The 13,569-nt window shown below is 64.1% G+C and carries 13 protein-coding genes and 1 other RNA gene; 3 read left to right on the top strand and 11 right to left on the bottom strand.

What is annotated here, in order from left to right; genetic code table 11:
• Positions 1-5: 5 nt before the first annotated feature.
• The 11 genes from NKH23_RS17460 to ffs form a co-directional block, all read right to left on the bottom strand.
• On the bottom strand, positions 6-752 hold the full coding sequence (locus tag NKH23_RS17460; RefSeq protein WP_352914374.1) for an ABC transporter ATP-binding protein: 747 nt from the start codon (positions 750-752) through the stop codon (positions 6-8).
• The gene (locus tag NKH23_RS17455) at positions 749-1,582 is read right to left on the bottom strand and encodes an ABC transporter ATP-binding protein (RefSeq protein ID WP_352721735.1); all 834 of its coding nucleotides are present in this window, start codon (positions 1,580-1,582) and stop codon (positions 749-751) included. Before NKH23_RS17455 ends, NKH23_RS17460 begins: the two co-directional genes overlap by 4 nt.
• On the bottom strand, positions 1,579-2,499 hold the full coding sequence (nikC, locus tag NKH23_RS17450; protein ID WP_352721734.1) for a nickel transporter permease: 921 nt from the start codon (positions 2,497-2,499) through the stop codon (positions 1,579-1,581). The genes NKH23_RS17455 and nikC overlap by 4 nt, the downstream gene beginning before the upstream one ends.
• Positions 2,496-3,563, bottom strand: coding sequence for an ABC transporter permease (locus NKH23_RS17445; protein WP_352721733.1), 1,068 nt, complete (start codon positions 3,561-3,563; stop codon positions 2,496-2,498). The genes nikC and NKH23_RS17445 overlap by 4 nt, the downstream gene beginning before the upstream one ends.
• An 18-nt stretch (positions 3,564-3,581) precedes the next feature.
• Positions 3,582-5,225 carry an ABC transporter substrate-binding protein gene (locus tag NKH23_RS17440; protein ID WP_352721731.1) on the bottom strand — a complete coding sequence of 548 codons (1,644 nt, stop codon included), beginning with the start codon at positions 5,223-5,225 and terminating at the stop codon, positions 3,582-3,584.
• Between the two features lie 201 nt (positions 5,226-5,426).
• Entirely contained in the window at positions 5,427-6,704 is a 1,278-nt protein-coding gene (locus NKH23_RS17435; RefSeq protein ID WP_502912361.1) for a lytic murein transglycosylase, read from the bottom strand.
• Positions 6,705-6,730: 26 nt separating this feature from the next.
• Positions 6,731-7,336, bottom strand: coding sequence for a recombination mediator RecR (recR, locus tag NKH23_RS17430; RefSeq protein WP_352493754.1), 606 nt, complete (start codon positions 7,334-7,336; stop codon positions 6,731-6,733).
• Positions 7,337-7,717: 381 nt separating this feature from the next.
• Positions 7,718-8,656 carry a cell wall hydrolase gene (locus tag NKH23_RS17425; protein ID WP_352914379.1) on the bottom strand — a complete coding sequence of 313 codons (939 nt, stop codon included), beginning with the start codon at positions 8,654-8,656 and terminating at the stop codon, positions 7,718-7,720.
• Positions 8,657-9,078: 422 nt separating this feature from the next.
• On the bottom strand, positions 9,079-9,402 hold the full coding sequence (locus tag NKH23_RS17420; protein ID WP_292662242.1) for a YbaB/EbfC family nucleoid-associated protein: 324 nt from the start codon (positions 9,400-9,402) through the stop codon (positions 9,079-9,081).
• 31 nt (positions 9,403-9,433) lie between these two features.
• Complete coding sequence (locus NKH23_RS17415; protein WP_352721725.1) at positions 9,434-11,260, bottom strand: DNA polymerase III subunit gamma/tau; 1,827 nt, start codon at positions 11,258-11,260, stop codon at positions 9,434-9,436.
• Positions 11,261-11,364: 104 nt separating this feature from the next.
• Positions 11,365-11,461: signal recognition particle sRNA small type (gene ffs, locus NKH23_RS17410), an RNA gene on the bottom strand.
• A gap of 359 nt (positions 11,462-11,820) precedes the next feature.
• Here ffs and NKH23_RS17405 point away from each other — a divergent pair.
• From NKH23_RS17405 to NKH23_RS17395, 3 genes are read left to right on the top strand one after another with little or no spacing between them, the layout of a single operon-like run.
• A complete protein-coding gene (locus NKH23_RS17405) occupies positions 11,821-12,240 on the top strand; it encodes an HIT family protein (RefSeq protein WP_023676868.1) in 420 nt (139 codons plus the stop codon).
• 38 nt (positions 12,241-12,278) lie between these two features.
• On the top strand, positions 12,279-13,220 hold the full coding sequence (gene nudC / locus NKH23_RS17400; protein WP_352721723.1) for an NAD(+) diphosphatase: 942 nt from the start codon (positions 12,279-12,281) through the stop codon (positions 13,218-13,220).
• A gap of 26 nt (positions 13,221-13,246) precedes the next feature.
• Positions 13,247-13,549 carry a Dabb family protein gene (locus NKH23_RS17395; protein ID WP_292662251.1) on the top strand — a complete coding sequence of 101 codons (303 nt, stop codon included), beginning with the start codon at positions 13,247-13,249 and terminating at the stop codon, positions 13,547-13,549.
• Positions 13,550-13,569: the final 20 nt, after the last annotated feature.

The raw sequence follows: 13,569 nt of genomic DNA, 5'->3' as shown, positions 1-13,569 counted from the left end.
TACCGCTAAGCCCTGACAAACCCGTCGCTCGCCCTCAACAGGTTGCGCGTATAGTCCTTGGTCACGTGACGCTCGACAAGGTCACTCGCCGCCAGATTTTCGACGGCCTCGCCGTTCTGCATCACCATCAGCCGCTCGCACATGTGAGTGATGATGGCGAGGTCGTGGCTGACCATCAGGAAGGTCAGCTTGCGCCGCCGCCTGATCTCTTCCAGCAGGTTCAGCACCTCCGCCTGCACCGAAGCGTCGAGCGCCGAGGTCGGCTCGTCGAGCAGCAGGATCGACGGTTCCAGAATCAGGGCGCGCGCGATCGCCACGCGCTGGCGCTGGCCACCGGACAATTGATGCGAATAGCGAAAACGGAAGCCGGTGCCCAGGCCGACCTCGTCGAGTGCCCGCTGGATGCGCTTTTCGCCGTCGGCGAAGCCGTGAATGGCGAGCGGCTCCTGCAGCAGGCGGTCGACGGTCTGGCGTGGGTGCAGCGAGCCGTACGGGTCCTGGAACACCATCTGCACCTCGCGGTAGAACGCCTTGTCGCGGCGCACGCCGAGCGTTTTGCCGTTGACGGTAATGGTGCCTGATGCGGCCGGCGCCAGGCCGGCGATTGCCCTGAGCAGCGTCGACTTGCCGGAGCCGGACTCGCCGACGAGGCCGAAGGATTCACCGGATTCGACTTCGAGACTGACGCCTTTCAGCGCGCGGAAGCGGTCGAACATCACCTCCAGCCTGTCGACGGAAAGGGCTGCCGTCATGCCGCCCACTCCGGCTTGCGGTCGAGTACCGGCAGCGGGTGGCGGTCGGCGCCGATCTTGGGCATGCAGTTGAGCAGGCCGCGCGTATAGGGATGCTGGGCGCGGCCGAGCTCCGAGGCCTTGAGCTGTTCGACCACCTTGCCGGCATACATGACGATGACACGATCGCAGAAGGACGAGACCAGGCGCAGATCGTGCGAGATGAAAATCAGCCCCATGCCGCGCTCGCTGACCAGCCGGTCGAGGATGCCGAGCACGTCGAGCTGCACGGTGACGTCGAGTGCCGAGGTCGGCTCGTCGGCGATCATCATTTCCGGCCCGGCGATCAGCATCATGGCGATCATGGCGCGCTGGCCCATGCCGCCGGAGACCTCGTGCGGATGCAGGTCGAAGACACGGGCCGGATCGCGGATCTGCACGGCCTCCAGCATGGCCAGCGCGCGGTCTCGAGCCTCGGCCTTGGAGACCTTCTCATGCGTGCGCAGCGTCTCGACGATCTGGCGGCCGATGCTCATCACCGGGTCGAGCGAATATTTCGGATCCTGCAGGATCATGGCGATACGCTTGCCGCGCAGCGCGCGGCGCTCGCGCGACGAGGCGGCAAGCAGGTCGATGCCGTCAAAAGCGAGCGTCTTCGCGGTCACCTCGGCCTGCGGCGGGGTGACGCCCATGATGGCGCGGCCGGTCTGCGACTTGCCCGAACCGCTCTCGCCGACGATGCCGAGCCGCTCGCGGCCGAGCGAGAAGGAAACGCCGCGCACCGCCTCGATCAGGCCGGTGCGCGTCGGGAAGGTGACGCGCAGGTCGTCGACTTCGAGAAGCGTGCTCATTGGTCACCGCTTCGGGGATCGAGCGCGTCGCGTAGGCCGTCGCCGAGCAGGTTGAAGCCGAGGCTGACGATGAGAATGGCAAAGCCCGGCGCGCCCGCAACCCACCACTGGTCGAGCACGAAGCGGCGGCCCGATGCGATCATCGCGCCCCATTCCGGCAGCGGCGGCTGCGCGCCGAGGCCGAGGAAGCCGAGGCCGGCGGCGGTCAGGATGATGCCGGCCATGTCGAGCGTCACCCGGATGATCAGCGAGGAGATGCAGAGCGGCATGATGTGGCGAAGCACGATGCGGAACGGCGAGGCGCCCATCAGCTGCACGGCCTTGATGTAGTCCGAATTGCGCACCGTGAGCGTTTCGGCGCGCGCGATGCGGGCATAGGGCGGCCACGAGGTGATGGCGATGGCGAGCACGGCGTTTTCGATGCCGGGGCCGAGCGCGGCGACGAAGGCCAGCGCCAGGATCAGCTTCGGAAAGGCGAGAAAGATGTCGGTGATGCGCATCAGGATCGCATCGGTCCAGCCGCCGGCATAGCCGGCGACGGTACCGACCAGCAAGCCGATTGGCGCGGCGATGATGGCAACCAGAATGACGACGTAGAGTGTCCAGCGCGAGCCGAAGATGATGCGCGAATAGATGTCGCGGCCGAGATCGTCGGTGCCGAACCAGTGCGCGGCACTCGGCGCCAGCAGCCGCGAGCCTTTGAGGTCGCCGAATGTCGGCGAATAGGGCGCCAGCACATCGGCGAAGGCCGCGACCACCAGCAGCGCGATGATGATGAGCAGACCGATGAATGCCAGCCGGTTGGCGGAAAAGCGCCGCCATGCCACATAGGCGCGGCCGAGCCTTGCCTGCACGCGCGACGCCGGCCGCTCGCTGAGCAGCCAGTCGCGGCGGGTTTGAATCGCTTCGGTGCTCATCCCGCCTTGGTCCTTGGGTCAAGCACCCGGTAGAGCAGGTCGGAGAATAGGTTGATGGCGATGAAGACCGAGCCAATGATGATGGTGCCGCCAAGCACAGCATTCATGTCGGCGTTCTGCAGCGAGTTGGTGATGTAGAGGCCGATGCCCGGCCACGAAAACACCGTCTCGGTCAGCACCGAGCCTTCGAGCAGCCCGGCATAGGACAGAGCGATCACCGTGACCATCGGCACCGCAGCGTTGCGCAGCGCGTGACCCCAGATGATGCGCGTTTCCGACAGGCCCTTGGCGCGCGCCGCGACGATGTATTCCTGGGTAAGTTCGTTCAGCATGAAGGAGCGCGTCATGCGGCTGATATAGGCGAGCGAGAAATAGCCGAGCAGCGAGGCCGGCAGGATGATGTGGCGGAAGGCATCGGCAAATACGTCCCACTGCCGCTGCCAGAGTGCATCCAGCAGGTAAAAGCCGGTAATCGGCGTGAAGGTGTATTCGTAGACGACATCGAGGCGGCCGGGAAAGGCGACCCACTGCAACTTGGCATAGAACAGCACCAGCGCCAGCAATCCCAGCCAGAAGATCGGCACGGAATAGCCGACAAGACCGATGATGCGCACGATCTGGTCGATGATGCTGCCGCGCCGCACGGCGGCCAGCACGCCGAGCGGCACGCCGATCACCGAACCGATCAGCGTCCCCAGCGTTGCCAGTTCGAGCGTCGCCGGAAAGGCGCGGCGGATGTCCGTCATCACCGGATTGGTGGTCAGCACCGAGGTGCCGAAATCACCGTTCAGGGCATGTTTGACATAGATGTAGAACTGCTCGACCAGCGGCAGGTCGAGGCCCATCTCGCGGCGCGTGCGTTCGACGACATTGGCCGGCGCCCGGTCGCCGAGCACCGCCAGCACCGGGTCGATCGGGATCACACGGCCGATGAAGAAGGTCACCGCGAGCAGACCGAGATAGGTCGTTATCGCGATGACCAGGAACCTGGCGATCGATGAGGCCACGGCAACGGCGCGGGCGCCGCCGCGCCCTGCCATCGCTTCGCTTTCAGCCACACTCATACGGCGCGTCCGCCGCCGTCACTCCTTCGAGACGGGGCCGACGAAGTTGGTGTCGAAGCTCGGGCCGAGGGCAAAGCCCTTGAGGTTCTTGCGCAGGCCGGCCACTTCCAGCTGCTGGTGGATGATGACGAACGGGCTGGTATCGAGGATCTTCTTCTCGAGATCCTGGTACATTGCGGCGCGCTTGGCCGCGTCCTTCTCGAGCAGAGCCGCTTCGGTCTGCTTGGTCAGGTCCGGAATGTCCCAGGCGTTGCGCCAGGCCAGCGTCTTGGTCTTGCCTTCATCCGAATTGTCGGGGTTGCTGGCAAAGGTCTGGGCGTTGGAGTTCGGGTCGAAATAGTCCTGGCCCCACTGGCCGATATAGATGTCGTGGTTGCGGGCGCGGTATTTGGTCAGCGTCTGCTTGCCGTCGCCGGGGATGATCTCCAGCTTGATGCCGGCCTGTCCCAGCGTCTGCTGGATGGATTCCGCCATGCCCGTCGTCGGCTGCCCGGTGCGCACGTCCATGGTGACGCTGAAGCCGTCGGCGAGACCCGCCTTGGCAAGCAGTTCCTTGGCCTTGGCGACGTCCAACTTGAACGGGTTCTCGTCCAGTTCGCCGAGCACGCCCTTGGGCAGGAAGGTCTGGTGGATCTCGCCGATCCCCTTGAGGATGGTCGAGCTCAAGGCGTCGTAGTCGACCAGATATTTGAAGGCCTGGCGAACCTCGGGCTTGGCGAGATTCGGGTTCTTCTGGTTGAGGCTGATATAAAAGACCGTGCCCTTCGGTGCGCTGGTGGTGGTGAGGTCGGCATTCTTGGCGATCGCATCGAGGTCGTTCGGCTCGAGATTGCGGGCAACGTCGATGTCGCCGGCTTCCAGCGCCAGACGCTGGCCGGAGCTTTCCTTCATGTTGCGATAGATGACCCGCGCAAGCTTTGCCTTTTCACCGTTGTAATTGTCGTTGCGCTCGAGGACGACGGCCTCGTTGGCGCGCCATTCGCGCAGCTTGAAGGCACCGGAGCCGGCATAGCCGGTCTTCAGCCAGGCATTGCCGAAATCATTGTCCCATTTGTAATCGGCGCTCGGCGTGACCGCGGCGACATGCTCCTTGACCAGCTTGGCGTCGACGACCGAGGCGACCGTCGCCGACAGGCAGTTCAGCACGAAGCTCGGCGCATAGGCCTTGTCGACGGTGAACTGGAACGTCGTATCATCAACAGCCTTGGCCTTCTCGGTGACGTTGCCGCCATCGATGCCGAACTGGCCGATAATAAAGGCCGGGCTCTTGTCGAGCTTGATGGCGCGCTCGAACGAATAGGCGACGTCCGCCGCCGTGATCGGATTGCCGGAAGCGAATTTGAGGCCGGGCTTGAGCTTGAATGTGTAGGTCAGGCCATCGTCGGAGACGCTCCAGCTTTCCGCGAGATCGCCCTTGACCTTGGAGGTGTCGCTGAGGTCGAGGCGCACCAGAAGATCATAGGTGTTGCCGGTGATTTCGGCGGTCGACAATTCGAATGCCTCGCCCGGATCCATGGAGATGATGTCGTCGATGGCGAAACCCTCGACCAGCGTGTCGGCGGGCGTGACCGCGAAGGCAGGCGCACCGGCCAGAAGTAGCGCGGACATTGCCGCGCCCGCGAGCAAGAAGCGGGAGCGTAGAGCAAACTTTTCCATCATCATTTTAACTGTTCCCTGTTTTTGTTGACCTGAGTTCCCGGCTCAGGGTTGTGGCATTTCTTGCCGCGTCGAACGGTGATCCCCGGACCGTTGTCTAGGCAATTTTTTGTGCAGTTCCGGCTCACCATATCCGGCGGTTTCGAGCGCGGCAACGAGCATTTGCAGAACGGTTGATTGGGCCAGACCGGCGGTGCGAAAACCCGGCTATTTCAGCGCGGTAACCAGGCCGGCGTCGGGAAAGCAGGTGGCGGAACGGCCGTTGCTGGCCTGCCATTTGCCGATCGAGCGGCGCGTCTTGAAGCCGGGCAGGCCGTCGGCGCTGCCGACATCATAACCCTTTGCCTCCAGCGCCCGCTGCAGGGCGGCGATGTCGGAGCGGTAGAGCCCGCCGACCGCGCCCCAATTGCCCGAGAAATTGCTGTCGCCATGGGCGATGCGATCGGCGCCATGGCCGATGAACAGGGCATAGAGATCGCTGGTGTTATACTGCTTCAGCACATAGAAATTGGGGGTGACGATGAAGGCCGGGCCGCTGCGTCCCGCCGGCATCAAAAGAAAACCTTCGGCTTTCAGTTCGCTCGCCGGAAACGGTTTGCCCGACACGCGCCTGATGCCCATATCAGCCCATTGCGAAATCTTCCTGCCCTGGTCGGGACCTTCGAGCGAGCACGAGACGCTGTCCGGCACCGTCACCTCGAAGCCCCAGCCGCGGCCCCTGACCCAGCCATAATGCACGAGATAATTGGCGATCGATGCCAGTATGTCGGGCGTCGAATTCCAGATGTCGGTGCGGCCGTCGCCGTCGAAATCGACGGCATGCTTCAGAAACGATGTCGGCATGAACTGCGGCTGGCCAAGCGCGCCGGCCCAGGACGATTTCATCGCGTCGACCGGGGCAAGCCCGCGCTCGACAATCTCGAGCGCCGCCAGCAGCTCGGTGCGGAAGAACGCCTTCTTCGTCGACATGAACGCCTTGGTGCCCAGCACCTCGAAGGCGTCATAGGGCAGCTTTGCCGCACCGAAGCCGCTCTCGCGGCCCCAGATCGCCAGCAGCACTTCGCCAGGCACGCCGTAGCGTTTCTCGATCGCGGCAAGCGTGCTGGCGTTGGCCGCCTCGCGGGTGCGGCCGCCGGCGGTCACCGCTCGGACTATCCTTTCGGCGAAATAGGCGCCGGGCGAACCGAACTCGGCCTGATGCTGCTTCTGCGGCGTCGTCGCCCTCTCGCCCGGCTTCACCAGGTCGGGCAGCTTGAGGTTCGGCTTGACGCCGTCGAAGGCGGCATCGAAGGTTTTCTTTGAGATACCTTTGGCCTTGGCTTCGGGCCAGAGGTTGTTGCCAAGCCAGGCGCGGAACTGGTCGTCGATCTTTGCCCCGGAGGCGGGGGTGGCGAGGAGGAAGGCGATAAGGGCTGCAAACAGGGAAAGCAGAGCCAATCGGAGAGGTTTGGGTTCCTGCGGACGGAGTGCCAAGTTTGCAGTCATCATTCGCACCCTCCCCGCAGCTCGCCTCAAAACGCCGTCCGCGAGCGCAGTGCGGCGGCCAGCGTGCCTTCGTCGAGATAATCGAGCTCGCCGCCGACCGGAACACCGTGCGCCAGGCGCGTCACCTTGATGTCGAAGCCGGAAAGCTGGTCGGTGAGATAATGTGCGGTGGTCTGGCCCTCGACGGTGGCATTGACGGCGAGGATCACTTCCTTGACCTCGCCGCCGGCGACGCGATCGACCAGCGAGCGGATGTTGAGCTCATCGGGGCCAATGCCGTCGAGCGGCGACAGCGTACCGCCGAGCACATGGTAACGCACGTTCATGGCGGTCGCCCGCTCCAGCGCCCAAAGGTCGGCCACGTCCTCGACGACGATGAGCGTGGTGGGGTCGCGGCGCGGGTCGGTGCAGATCATGCATGGATCTGAGGTGTCGACATTGCCGCAGGTCGAGCAGATGCGCACCTTGTCGACCGCCTCGCCCATGGCGGCGGCGAGCGGCGCCAGCAGCTGCTCCTTCTTCTTGATGAGGTGGAGCGCGGCGCGCCGTGCCGAACGCGGACCGAGCCCCGGCACCTTGGCCAGCAGCTGGATCAGGCGTTCGATCTCGGGACCGGCGATTCGCTTCGACATCGCACCGGTTTAGACCATGATCCCGAAAAGTGGAAACCGGTTTTCGGAAAAGATCATGGTCAAACAAGACGATAGAGCCCCATTCCGATCTTTCGGAATGGATCAGGCTCTATGATTTTTCAACGGGTTTTGGAACACTGCTGGGGCGCGTGCTGTTCAACGCGCAAAGAGGCAATCGCCCGGGTTTGCGCCGCCCCTCATTGCCCTGCCGGGCATTTCTCCACGTATAGTGACGGGGAGAAAGGGCTGACCGCAACCTCGGCACCCTTTTTGTAGCGCCGGAAATTGGCGAAATCCTTGGCAAAGGCGTCCTGCTCCCCGTCACTATACGGGGAGAAGATGGCGGCAGCCAGATGAGGGGCGGCGCCGACGTTGACCGCCTCAGTTGTCTTCTAGCGGCCGGGTCTGGCCGGCGATCATCGCGCCGATGGCGTCGGTGTTCTCGGGCGTCGCCTCGAATGACATTGTCGGCTCTGCCGGCGCGGCCTGGAAGGAGGTGACAGGCCGCTCGCTCACGGTTCCGCCAAAACGGGCCGCATCGGGCTCCTGCATTGGTTCTTGCAGCGCCACAAGCATCGGCTTCTCCGCCGTCGCCCTCTCCGCGGTTGCCATTCCGGCAGTCACCCTTGTCTGCTTTGCCGGCTGCGATGCAGCGGCGGTCACATAGGTCGCCTTGGCGAATGTCGGCTTGACCTCGCGTGCCGGCTCCGCCGAGGCGACAAGTATGGCCTGAGCGGCAGGCGCTTGCGGCTTGGCCTGGGCAATGGCAATCACGGGCTCGTCCGGCAGCGGCTGCCAGTTGCGGCCGCGCTTTTCATAAAAGGCATTGCCGCCCGCGACCATGGTGTAGTGCATGTTCTTGTAGGGGAAGCGCAGGCCGGCGGTGTGGAAATACATCGTGTTCTTCAGCTTGGCTTTGCGCTCGCCCTTGAGCACCGCCTCGGCGGCTTCCTCGACGTCGGGCATCGCCTTCGAATTCATCGGCCGTGTCATGACGCCCGGCGCGAACTGGCCGCGCTCGCCAACCACTTCGCAGATGGTGTCGCCGTGCTTGCCGGACCGCAGCCGGTTCATCACCACCGTGCCGACCGCAATCATGCCGTCACGGCTCGACCGGTTAGACTCGAAGAACATTGCCCGCTCCAGGCACTCCTTCTCCTTGGGCGTGGAATTGTAGGAGCGCGAGCTCAGGAAACCCGGCGTAATGGCATCGGTCAGGCTGGACATGCCGTGCGAGGCGGTCTGACTGCAAGCGGCCAAAAACAGCGGCGAGACAACGACGCCGAGCCGCAACGGCGTCTTCCATCGGGTAGAGATCAAACAGGCGTCCCCTCATTCTGCTGCCAGCCCGCCCCTGGTTGCGGCAAGAATGAGACACTTTCGGGCAAAAAGATGGCTAAAGCGTTATTAAGTGTGGGGAGTTGCCCAATAGACACAGCTGGCGGGCGAAGAGCGTTGGATCGCTGCCCTCTTCGGTCAGGTGCCGGCATGGTTCCAAGGATTCATGCCGTGACCTTGGGGCGCCGCAATCTCCGCAGGAGGGCTTGCCCAAGCCTGGAGAGATTGGTTCAGTCGACGCGGTAACTGTAAACACAGCTCGAGGTGTGCTGAGATTCAGGTCAGGCCGAGCCGAAAATGGTGGCTTCCGAGAACCCGGAGCGGAGCGTACTTTTCGTACGTGAGCACCGGAAGCGCAGGAAGCCGCCGTTTGCAGGCCGGCATCACCTGAATATCAACACACCTTAGAACGGCAGCTTCATTCCCGGCGGGATCGGCAGTCCCGCGGTCAGCGCCTTGGTCTTCTCCTGCATGGTCTGCTCGACCTTGGTCCTGGCGTCGTTGTGGGCAGCGAGCAGCAGGTCCTCGAGAATCTCGACCTCGTCCTCCTTGAACAGCGCCGGGTCGATCTTCAGCGACTTCATCTCGAATTTGCCGGTCAGCGTCACGCTGACCAGGCCGCCGCCGGCCTGCCCGGTGGCTTCCAGCGTGGCGATCTCATCCTGCATGGCCTGGAACTTGGCCTGCATTTCCTTTGCCTTGCCCATCAGGCCAAGAAGATCTTTCATCGCACTGTCCTTTGCAGTTGGTGCTGGTTGTTCAGGTTTCGTCGTCGTCAGGCGGCGGCTCGACCGGCATTTCGGCCTCGGCCGCATCGGCTTCCGGCGCGTCGGGAATGCGCACGTCGATGATCTTGGCGCCGGGAAAGCGCGCCAGGATGGCGGCGACCGTCGGGTCGCTCTTGGCATCGAGGAAGGCGTTTTCGCGCTTTGTCGATTCCATCTCTGCCAGCGTCTGGCCGCCCTCCTCCCTCGACAGCGACACCAGCCAGTTCCGGCCGGTCCAGGCGCGCAGCTTGGCGGTCAAATCATTGAGCAGCATCTTCGGCGCATCGTCGGTCAGGCTGACGTCGATACGGCCGGGCTCGATGCGCACCAGGCGCACGCAACGCTTCACCAGCACCTTGAAGGCCATGTCGCGCTGGGCGTCGGCAAGGGCGACAATGTCTGCCAGCGATTTCACCGGCACCGGCGGCGCCTCGACCGCCGGCTCCGGCGGAGCAACGAAGTTCGTCGGCACGGGCTCGGCCTCGATCAGGCGCATCGTCTGCGCGCCGCCATTGGCCGTCGGCATCCGCGCCTGCGCCACGGCGCCGGCACCACCGCTTGCAGGCGCATGGTTTGCAGGGCCGGGGCTTGCCGGCGTGCCATTCACGCGCGGCGCGGCGCCCAGCAGGGTACCGCCGTTCTCCAGCGATTTCAGGGCCTCGTCCAACGTCGGCAGGTCGGCGGCATGGGCCAGCCGGATCAGCACCATCTCGGCGGCGCTGACCGGGCGGTTGGAGGTCTGCACCTCGGGAATGCCTTTCAAGAGCATCTGCCACGTCCGCGACAGCACCTTGACCGACAGCGTGCTGGCGAAATCGGCGCCGCGCCGGCGCTCGTCCTCGGACAGCGAGGCGTCGTCGACGGCAGCCGGCACGAAACGCAGACGGGTGACCAGATGGTTGAACTCGGCAAGGTCGGTCAGCACAGCGGCAGGATCGGCGCCCGTATCGTACTGCGCACGGAATTCGGCAAGTGCCGCGGCGACGTCGCCCTTCATGACATGTTCGAACAGGTCGACGATGCGGGCACGGTCGGCGAGGCCGAGCATGGCACGCACCGCTTCGGCGCTGACCGCGCCGCCGCCATGGGCGATCGCCTGGTCGAGGATCGACTGCGCATCGCGCATCGAGCCTTCGGCCGCGCGCGCGATCATCGCCAGCGCATCGTCTTCGACTTCGATACCCTCCAGACCGGCTATCCTGGCAAGGTCGGCCTTGATCATCGCCGCATCGATGCGCCTGAGGTCGAAACGCTGGCAGCGCGACAGGACCGTGATCGGCACCTTGCGGATTTCGGTGGTGGCGAAGATGAACTTGACGTGCGGCGGCGGCTCTTCCAGCGTCTTCAGCAGGCCGTTGAAGGCCTGGGTGGAAAGCATGTGCACTTCGTCGATGATGTAGACCTTGTAGCGCGCCGACACCGGGGCGTAGCGCACACGTTCGATGATGTCCCTGATGTCGTCGATTCCGGTATGCGAGGCGGCGTCCATCTCGATGACGTCGACATGGCGGCCTTCCATGATCGCCTGGCAATGCTCGCCGAGCACAGCAAGGTCGACGGAAGGCTGGTCGACCGTCGGTGTTTTGTAGTTCAGGGCCCGCGCGAGGATGCGCGCGGTCGTCGTCTTGCCGACGCCGCGCACGCCGGTCAGCATCCAGGCCTGGGCGATGCGGCCGGTGGCAAAGGCATTGGTCAACGTGCGGACCATCGGCTCCTGGCCGATCAGCTCGGAGAAATTCGACGGTCGGTATTTGCGCGCCAGCACGCGATAGGCGGCAGGCTTGTCCAATTTCCCGGCCTCGTTTCCGGCTTCGCTCATTCGCCCGTTAAGCTCCAAGGGCTGCCACTGGAGGCGGCCGATTCCTGCGCATAGTTTCGCCCGCACGGCTTGGCGCCGTCAATGTCGGGGCAAAAGGCGAAGAGGCGGGAGGCTGGAACAATGACCCGTTCCGGGCTCGTTAGGGCTGCTTCCTTCCGGACCTGACCCGGTTGGCGAGTGGACCGTCCACCACCAACCTCCCAGCCTCCATATCGGCAATCCGGCGATGAAATGCAAGTGCGGATGATAGAGGTCGTGAGCGACGACGACAGCTGAAACCAAAAACCCGCCTCGGCGGGCGGGTCGTTGGTGCGAATAATCACCATAGCGAGATTAGTAGCATAGCTGCCGGCACAAAGCAAGAACAAAATGTGGCCGTGATCAAAATTGTCGACCTCGGCGGGGCAGCGCCCAACCTGATGCAATTTGCCCGGGCCCTCACTTCTTCGCGCACAATAAGCGCCACGACGGCCAATGTTGCTTGCTGCCCCTTGCGGCCCTTCGGAAGCCGCTCTAGCGTCGATGGAGTTCAAAAAACGTCAAAAGTGAGGGAAACGCCGATGCTGCCGGGCCTCAAGGCCGGATTCACGCTTGACGCCCAGCTGGAAGCCGACAGCGAACAGCTGATGTGGCTCGGCCTGTGCGAATTGCGCGTCATGAACGACCGCCGCTGGCCATGGCTGCTGCTGGTGCCGCAGCGGCCGGGCATCGAGGAAATCCACGATATGACGCCGCTCGACCAGGCGATGCTGACCTTCGAGACCAACATGGTGGCGCTGGCGCTGAAGCGCGTGACCGGCTGCACCAAGATCAACACCGGCGCACTCGGCAACATCGTGCGACAGTTGCATGTACACGTCATTGCGCGCTCGGAAGGCGATCCCGGCTGGCCCGGCCCGGTGTGGGGGCACGGCCTGCGTGAGCCCTATCAGCGCTCCGACCTTCGCAAGTTTGCGGAAAAGATCAAGGCAGCGCTATAAGCCTCTCCCGTGTCCACCTTGAACCTTCCCGAGTCTGCATGAGCTTTCGCCTGTTTGACGCGCCCTTGCGCGAGCCGAGCCAGTTCGTCGGCTTCGCCGGCAACATTATCGACCGGCAGTCCGAAAACCGCGCCGATGATTCCGTCGAAAAGGCGCTCGCCGATCCCTCGGCGCGGCTTTTGCTGATGCGTGGCGGCCGGCTCTATTTGAAGCTTGCGCAAGGCGCATTCGACCCCTGGTTCGGAGCGGCCGAAAGCCGGCCGCTCGAAGCATCGCTCGAAAACGGCGTCCTGCTCGGCTTTTCCGAAAGCGGCCCGGTGCTGGCGGTGCCGGCCGGGGTCGAGCCCGAGCAGCTTCCCGAGGCGATCAAGGCGATCGACTATCGCTCGGTCTATATGCAGGGGCTGATCGACGAAGCGGCGGCCGGCGCGCTGGCGCAAGGGGCGGCGCTGCTCGCCTGGCATGCCAGCCATCGCTTCTGCAGCAAATGCGGCACCGAAGCCGAGATGCGGGCGGGCGGTTACAAGCGGCGTTGCCCGGCCTGCGGCACCGAGCACTTTCCGCGCACCGACCCGGTGGCGATCATGCTGACGGCAACGCCCGAAAAATGCCTGCTCGGCCGCGGCCGGCACTTCGGGCCCGGTATGTATTCGGCGCTCGCCGGTTTCATCGAGCCGGGCGAGACGATCGAGGCGGCGGTGCGCCGCGAAACGCTGGAGGAAGCCGGCATCCGGCTTGGCCGCGTCGTCTACCACGCCAGCCAGCCTTGGCCGTTCCCCTATTCGCTGATGATCGGCTGCTTCGGCGAACCGCTCAACGACGATATCCAGCCCGACCTCAACGAGTTGGAAGATTGCCGCTGGTTCTTTCGCGACGAGGTGCTCTCGATGCTGGCCCGCGAGCATCCGGGCGGCCTGGTGACGCCGCCGAAGGGGGCGATCGCCTATAACCTGATCCGCGCCTGGGCCGACAGCGCATAGCAGGATCGACATCGCAGGAGCAGAAAATGATCCGTCACACCGTCGTGTTCACGCTAAAACACCCGCCGCATTCGCTCGAGGAAAAAAGGTTCCTCGCCGACGCCAAGAGGATCCTCACGGCGATAAAGGGCGTCACGCATTTCGAGCAGTTGCGGCAGGTCAGCCCCAAGAACGACTACCGCTTCGGCTTCTCGATGGAGTTCGCCGACCAGCGGGCCTATTCCGGCTATAACGACCATCCCGACCACGTCGCCTTCGTCCGCGACCGCTGGATCCCGGAGGTCGCGGCGTTTATGGAGATCGACTACGTGCCGCTTGGCTGGGGCTGAGACTGGAAAGCGGCGCTCTA

The organism is Mesorhizobium sp. M1328, from assembly GCF_040318075.1.
Lineage (GTDB): Bacteria > Pseudomonadota > Alphaproteobacteria > Rhizobiales > Rhizobiaceae > Mesorhizobium.
The sequence above is the reverse complement of the archived record's forward strand: the minus strand, read 5'-3'. Positions and strand labels throughout refer to the sequence as shown.

What these genes read in the sequence shown, in the direction of transcription:
- NKH23_RS17460 (WP_352914374.1), bottom strand. Translation starts at nt 752, where the DNA reads ATGACGGCAGCCCTTTCCGTCGACAGGCTGGAGGTGATGTTCGACCGC.
- NKH23_RS17455 (WP_352721735.1), bottom strand. Translation starts at nt 1,582, where the DNA reads ATGAGCACGCTTCTCGAAGTCGACGACCTGCGCGTCACCTTCCCGACG.
- nikC (WP_352721734.1), bottom strand. Translation starts at nt 2,499, where the DNA reads ATGAGCACCGAAGCGATTCAAACCCGCCGCGACTGGCTGCTCAGCGAG.
- NKH23_RS17445 (WP_352721733.1), bottom strand. Translation starts at nt 3,563, where the DNA reads ATGAGTGTGGCTGAAAGCGAAGCGATGGCAGGGCGCGGCGGCGCCCGC.
- NKH23_RS17440 (WP_352721731.1), bottom strand. Translation starts at nt 5,225, where the DNA reads ATGATGATGGAAAAGTTTGCTCTACGCTCCCGCTTCTTGCTCGCGGGC.
- NKH23_RS17435 (WP_502912361.1), bottom strand. Translation starts at nt 6,704, where the DNA reads ATGACTGCAAACTTGGCACTCCGTCCGCAGGAACCCAAACCTCTCCGA.
- recR (WP_352493754.1), bottom strand. Translation starts at nt 7,336, where the DNA reads ATGTCGAAGCGAATCGCCGGTCCCGAGATCGAACGCCTGATCCAGCTG.
- NKH23_RS17420 (WP_292662242.1), bottom strand. Translation starts at nt 9,402, where the DNA reads ATGAAAGATCTTCTTGGCCTGATGGGCAAGGCAAAGGAAATGCAGGCC.
- NKH23_RS17415 (WP_352721725.1), bottom strand. Translation starts at nt 11,260, where the DNA reads ATGAGCGAAGCCGGAAACGAGGCCGGGAAATTGGACAAGCCTGCCGCC.
- NKH23_RS17405 (WP_023676868.1), top strand. Translation starts at nt 11,821, where the DNA reads ATGCTGCCGGGCCTCAAGGCCGGATTCACGCTTGACGCCCAGCTGGAA.
- nudC (WP_352721723.1), top strand. Translation starts at nt 12,279, where the DNA reads ATGAGCTTTCGCCTGTTTGACGCGCCCTTGCGCGAGCCGAGCCAGTTC.
- NKH23_RS17395 (WP_292662251.1), top strand. Translation starts at nt 13,247, where the DNA reads ATGATCCGTCACACCGTCGTGTTCACGCTAAAACACCCGCCGCATTCG.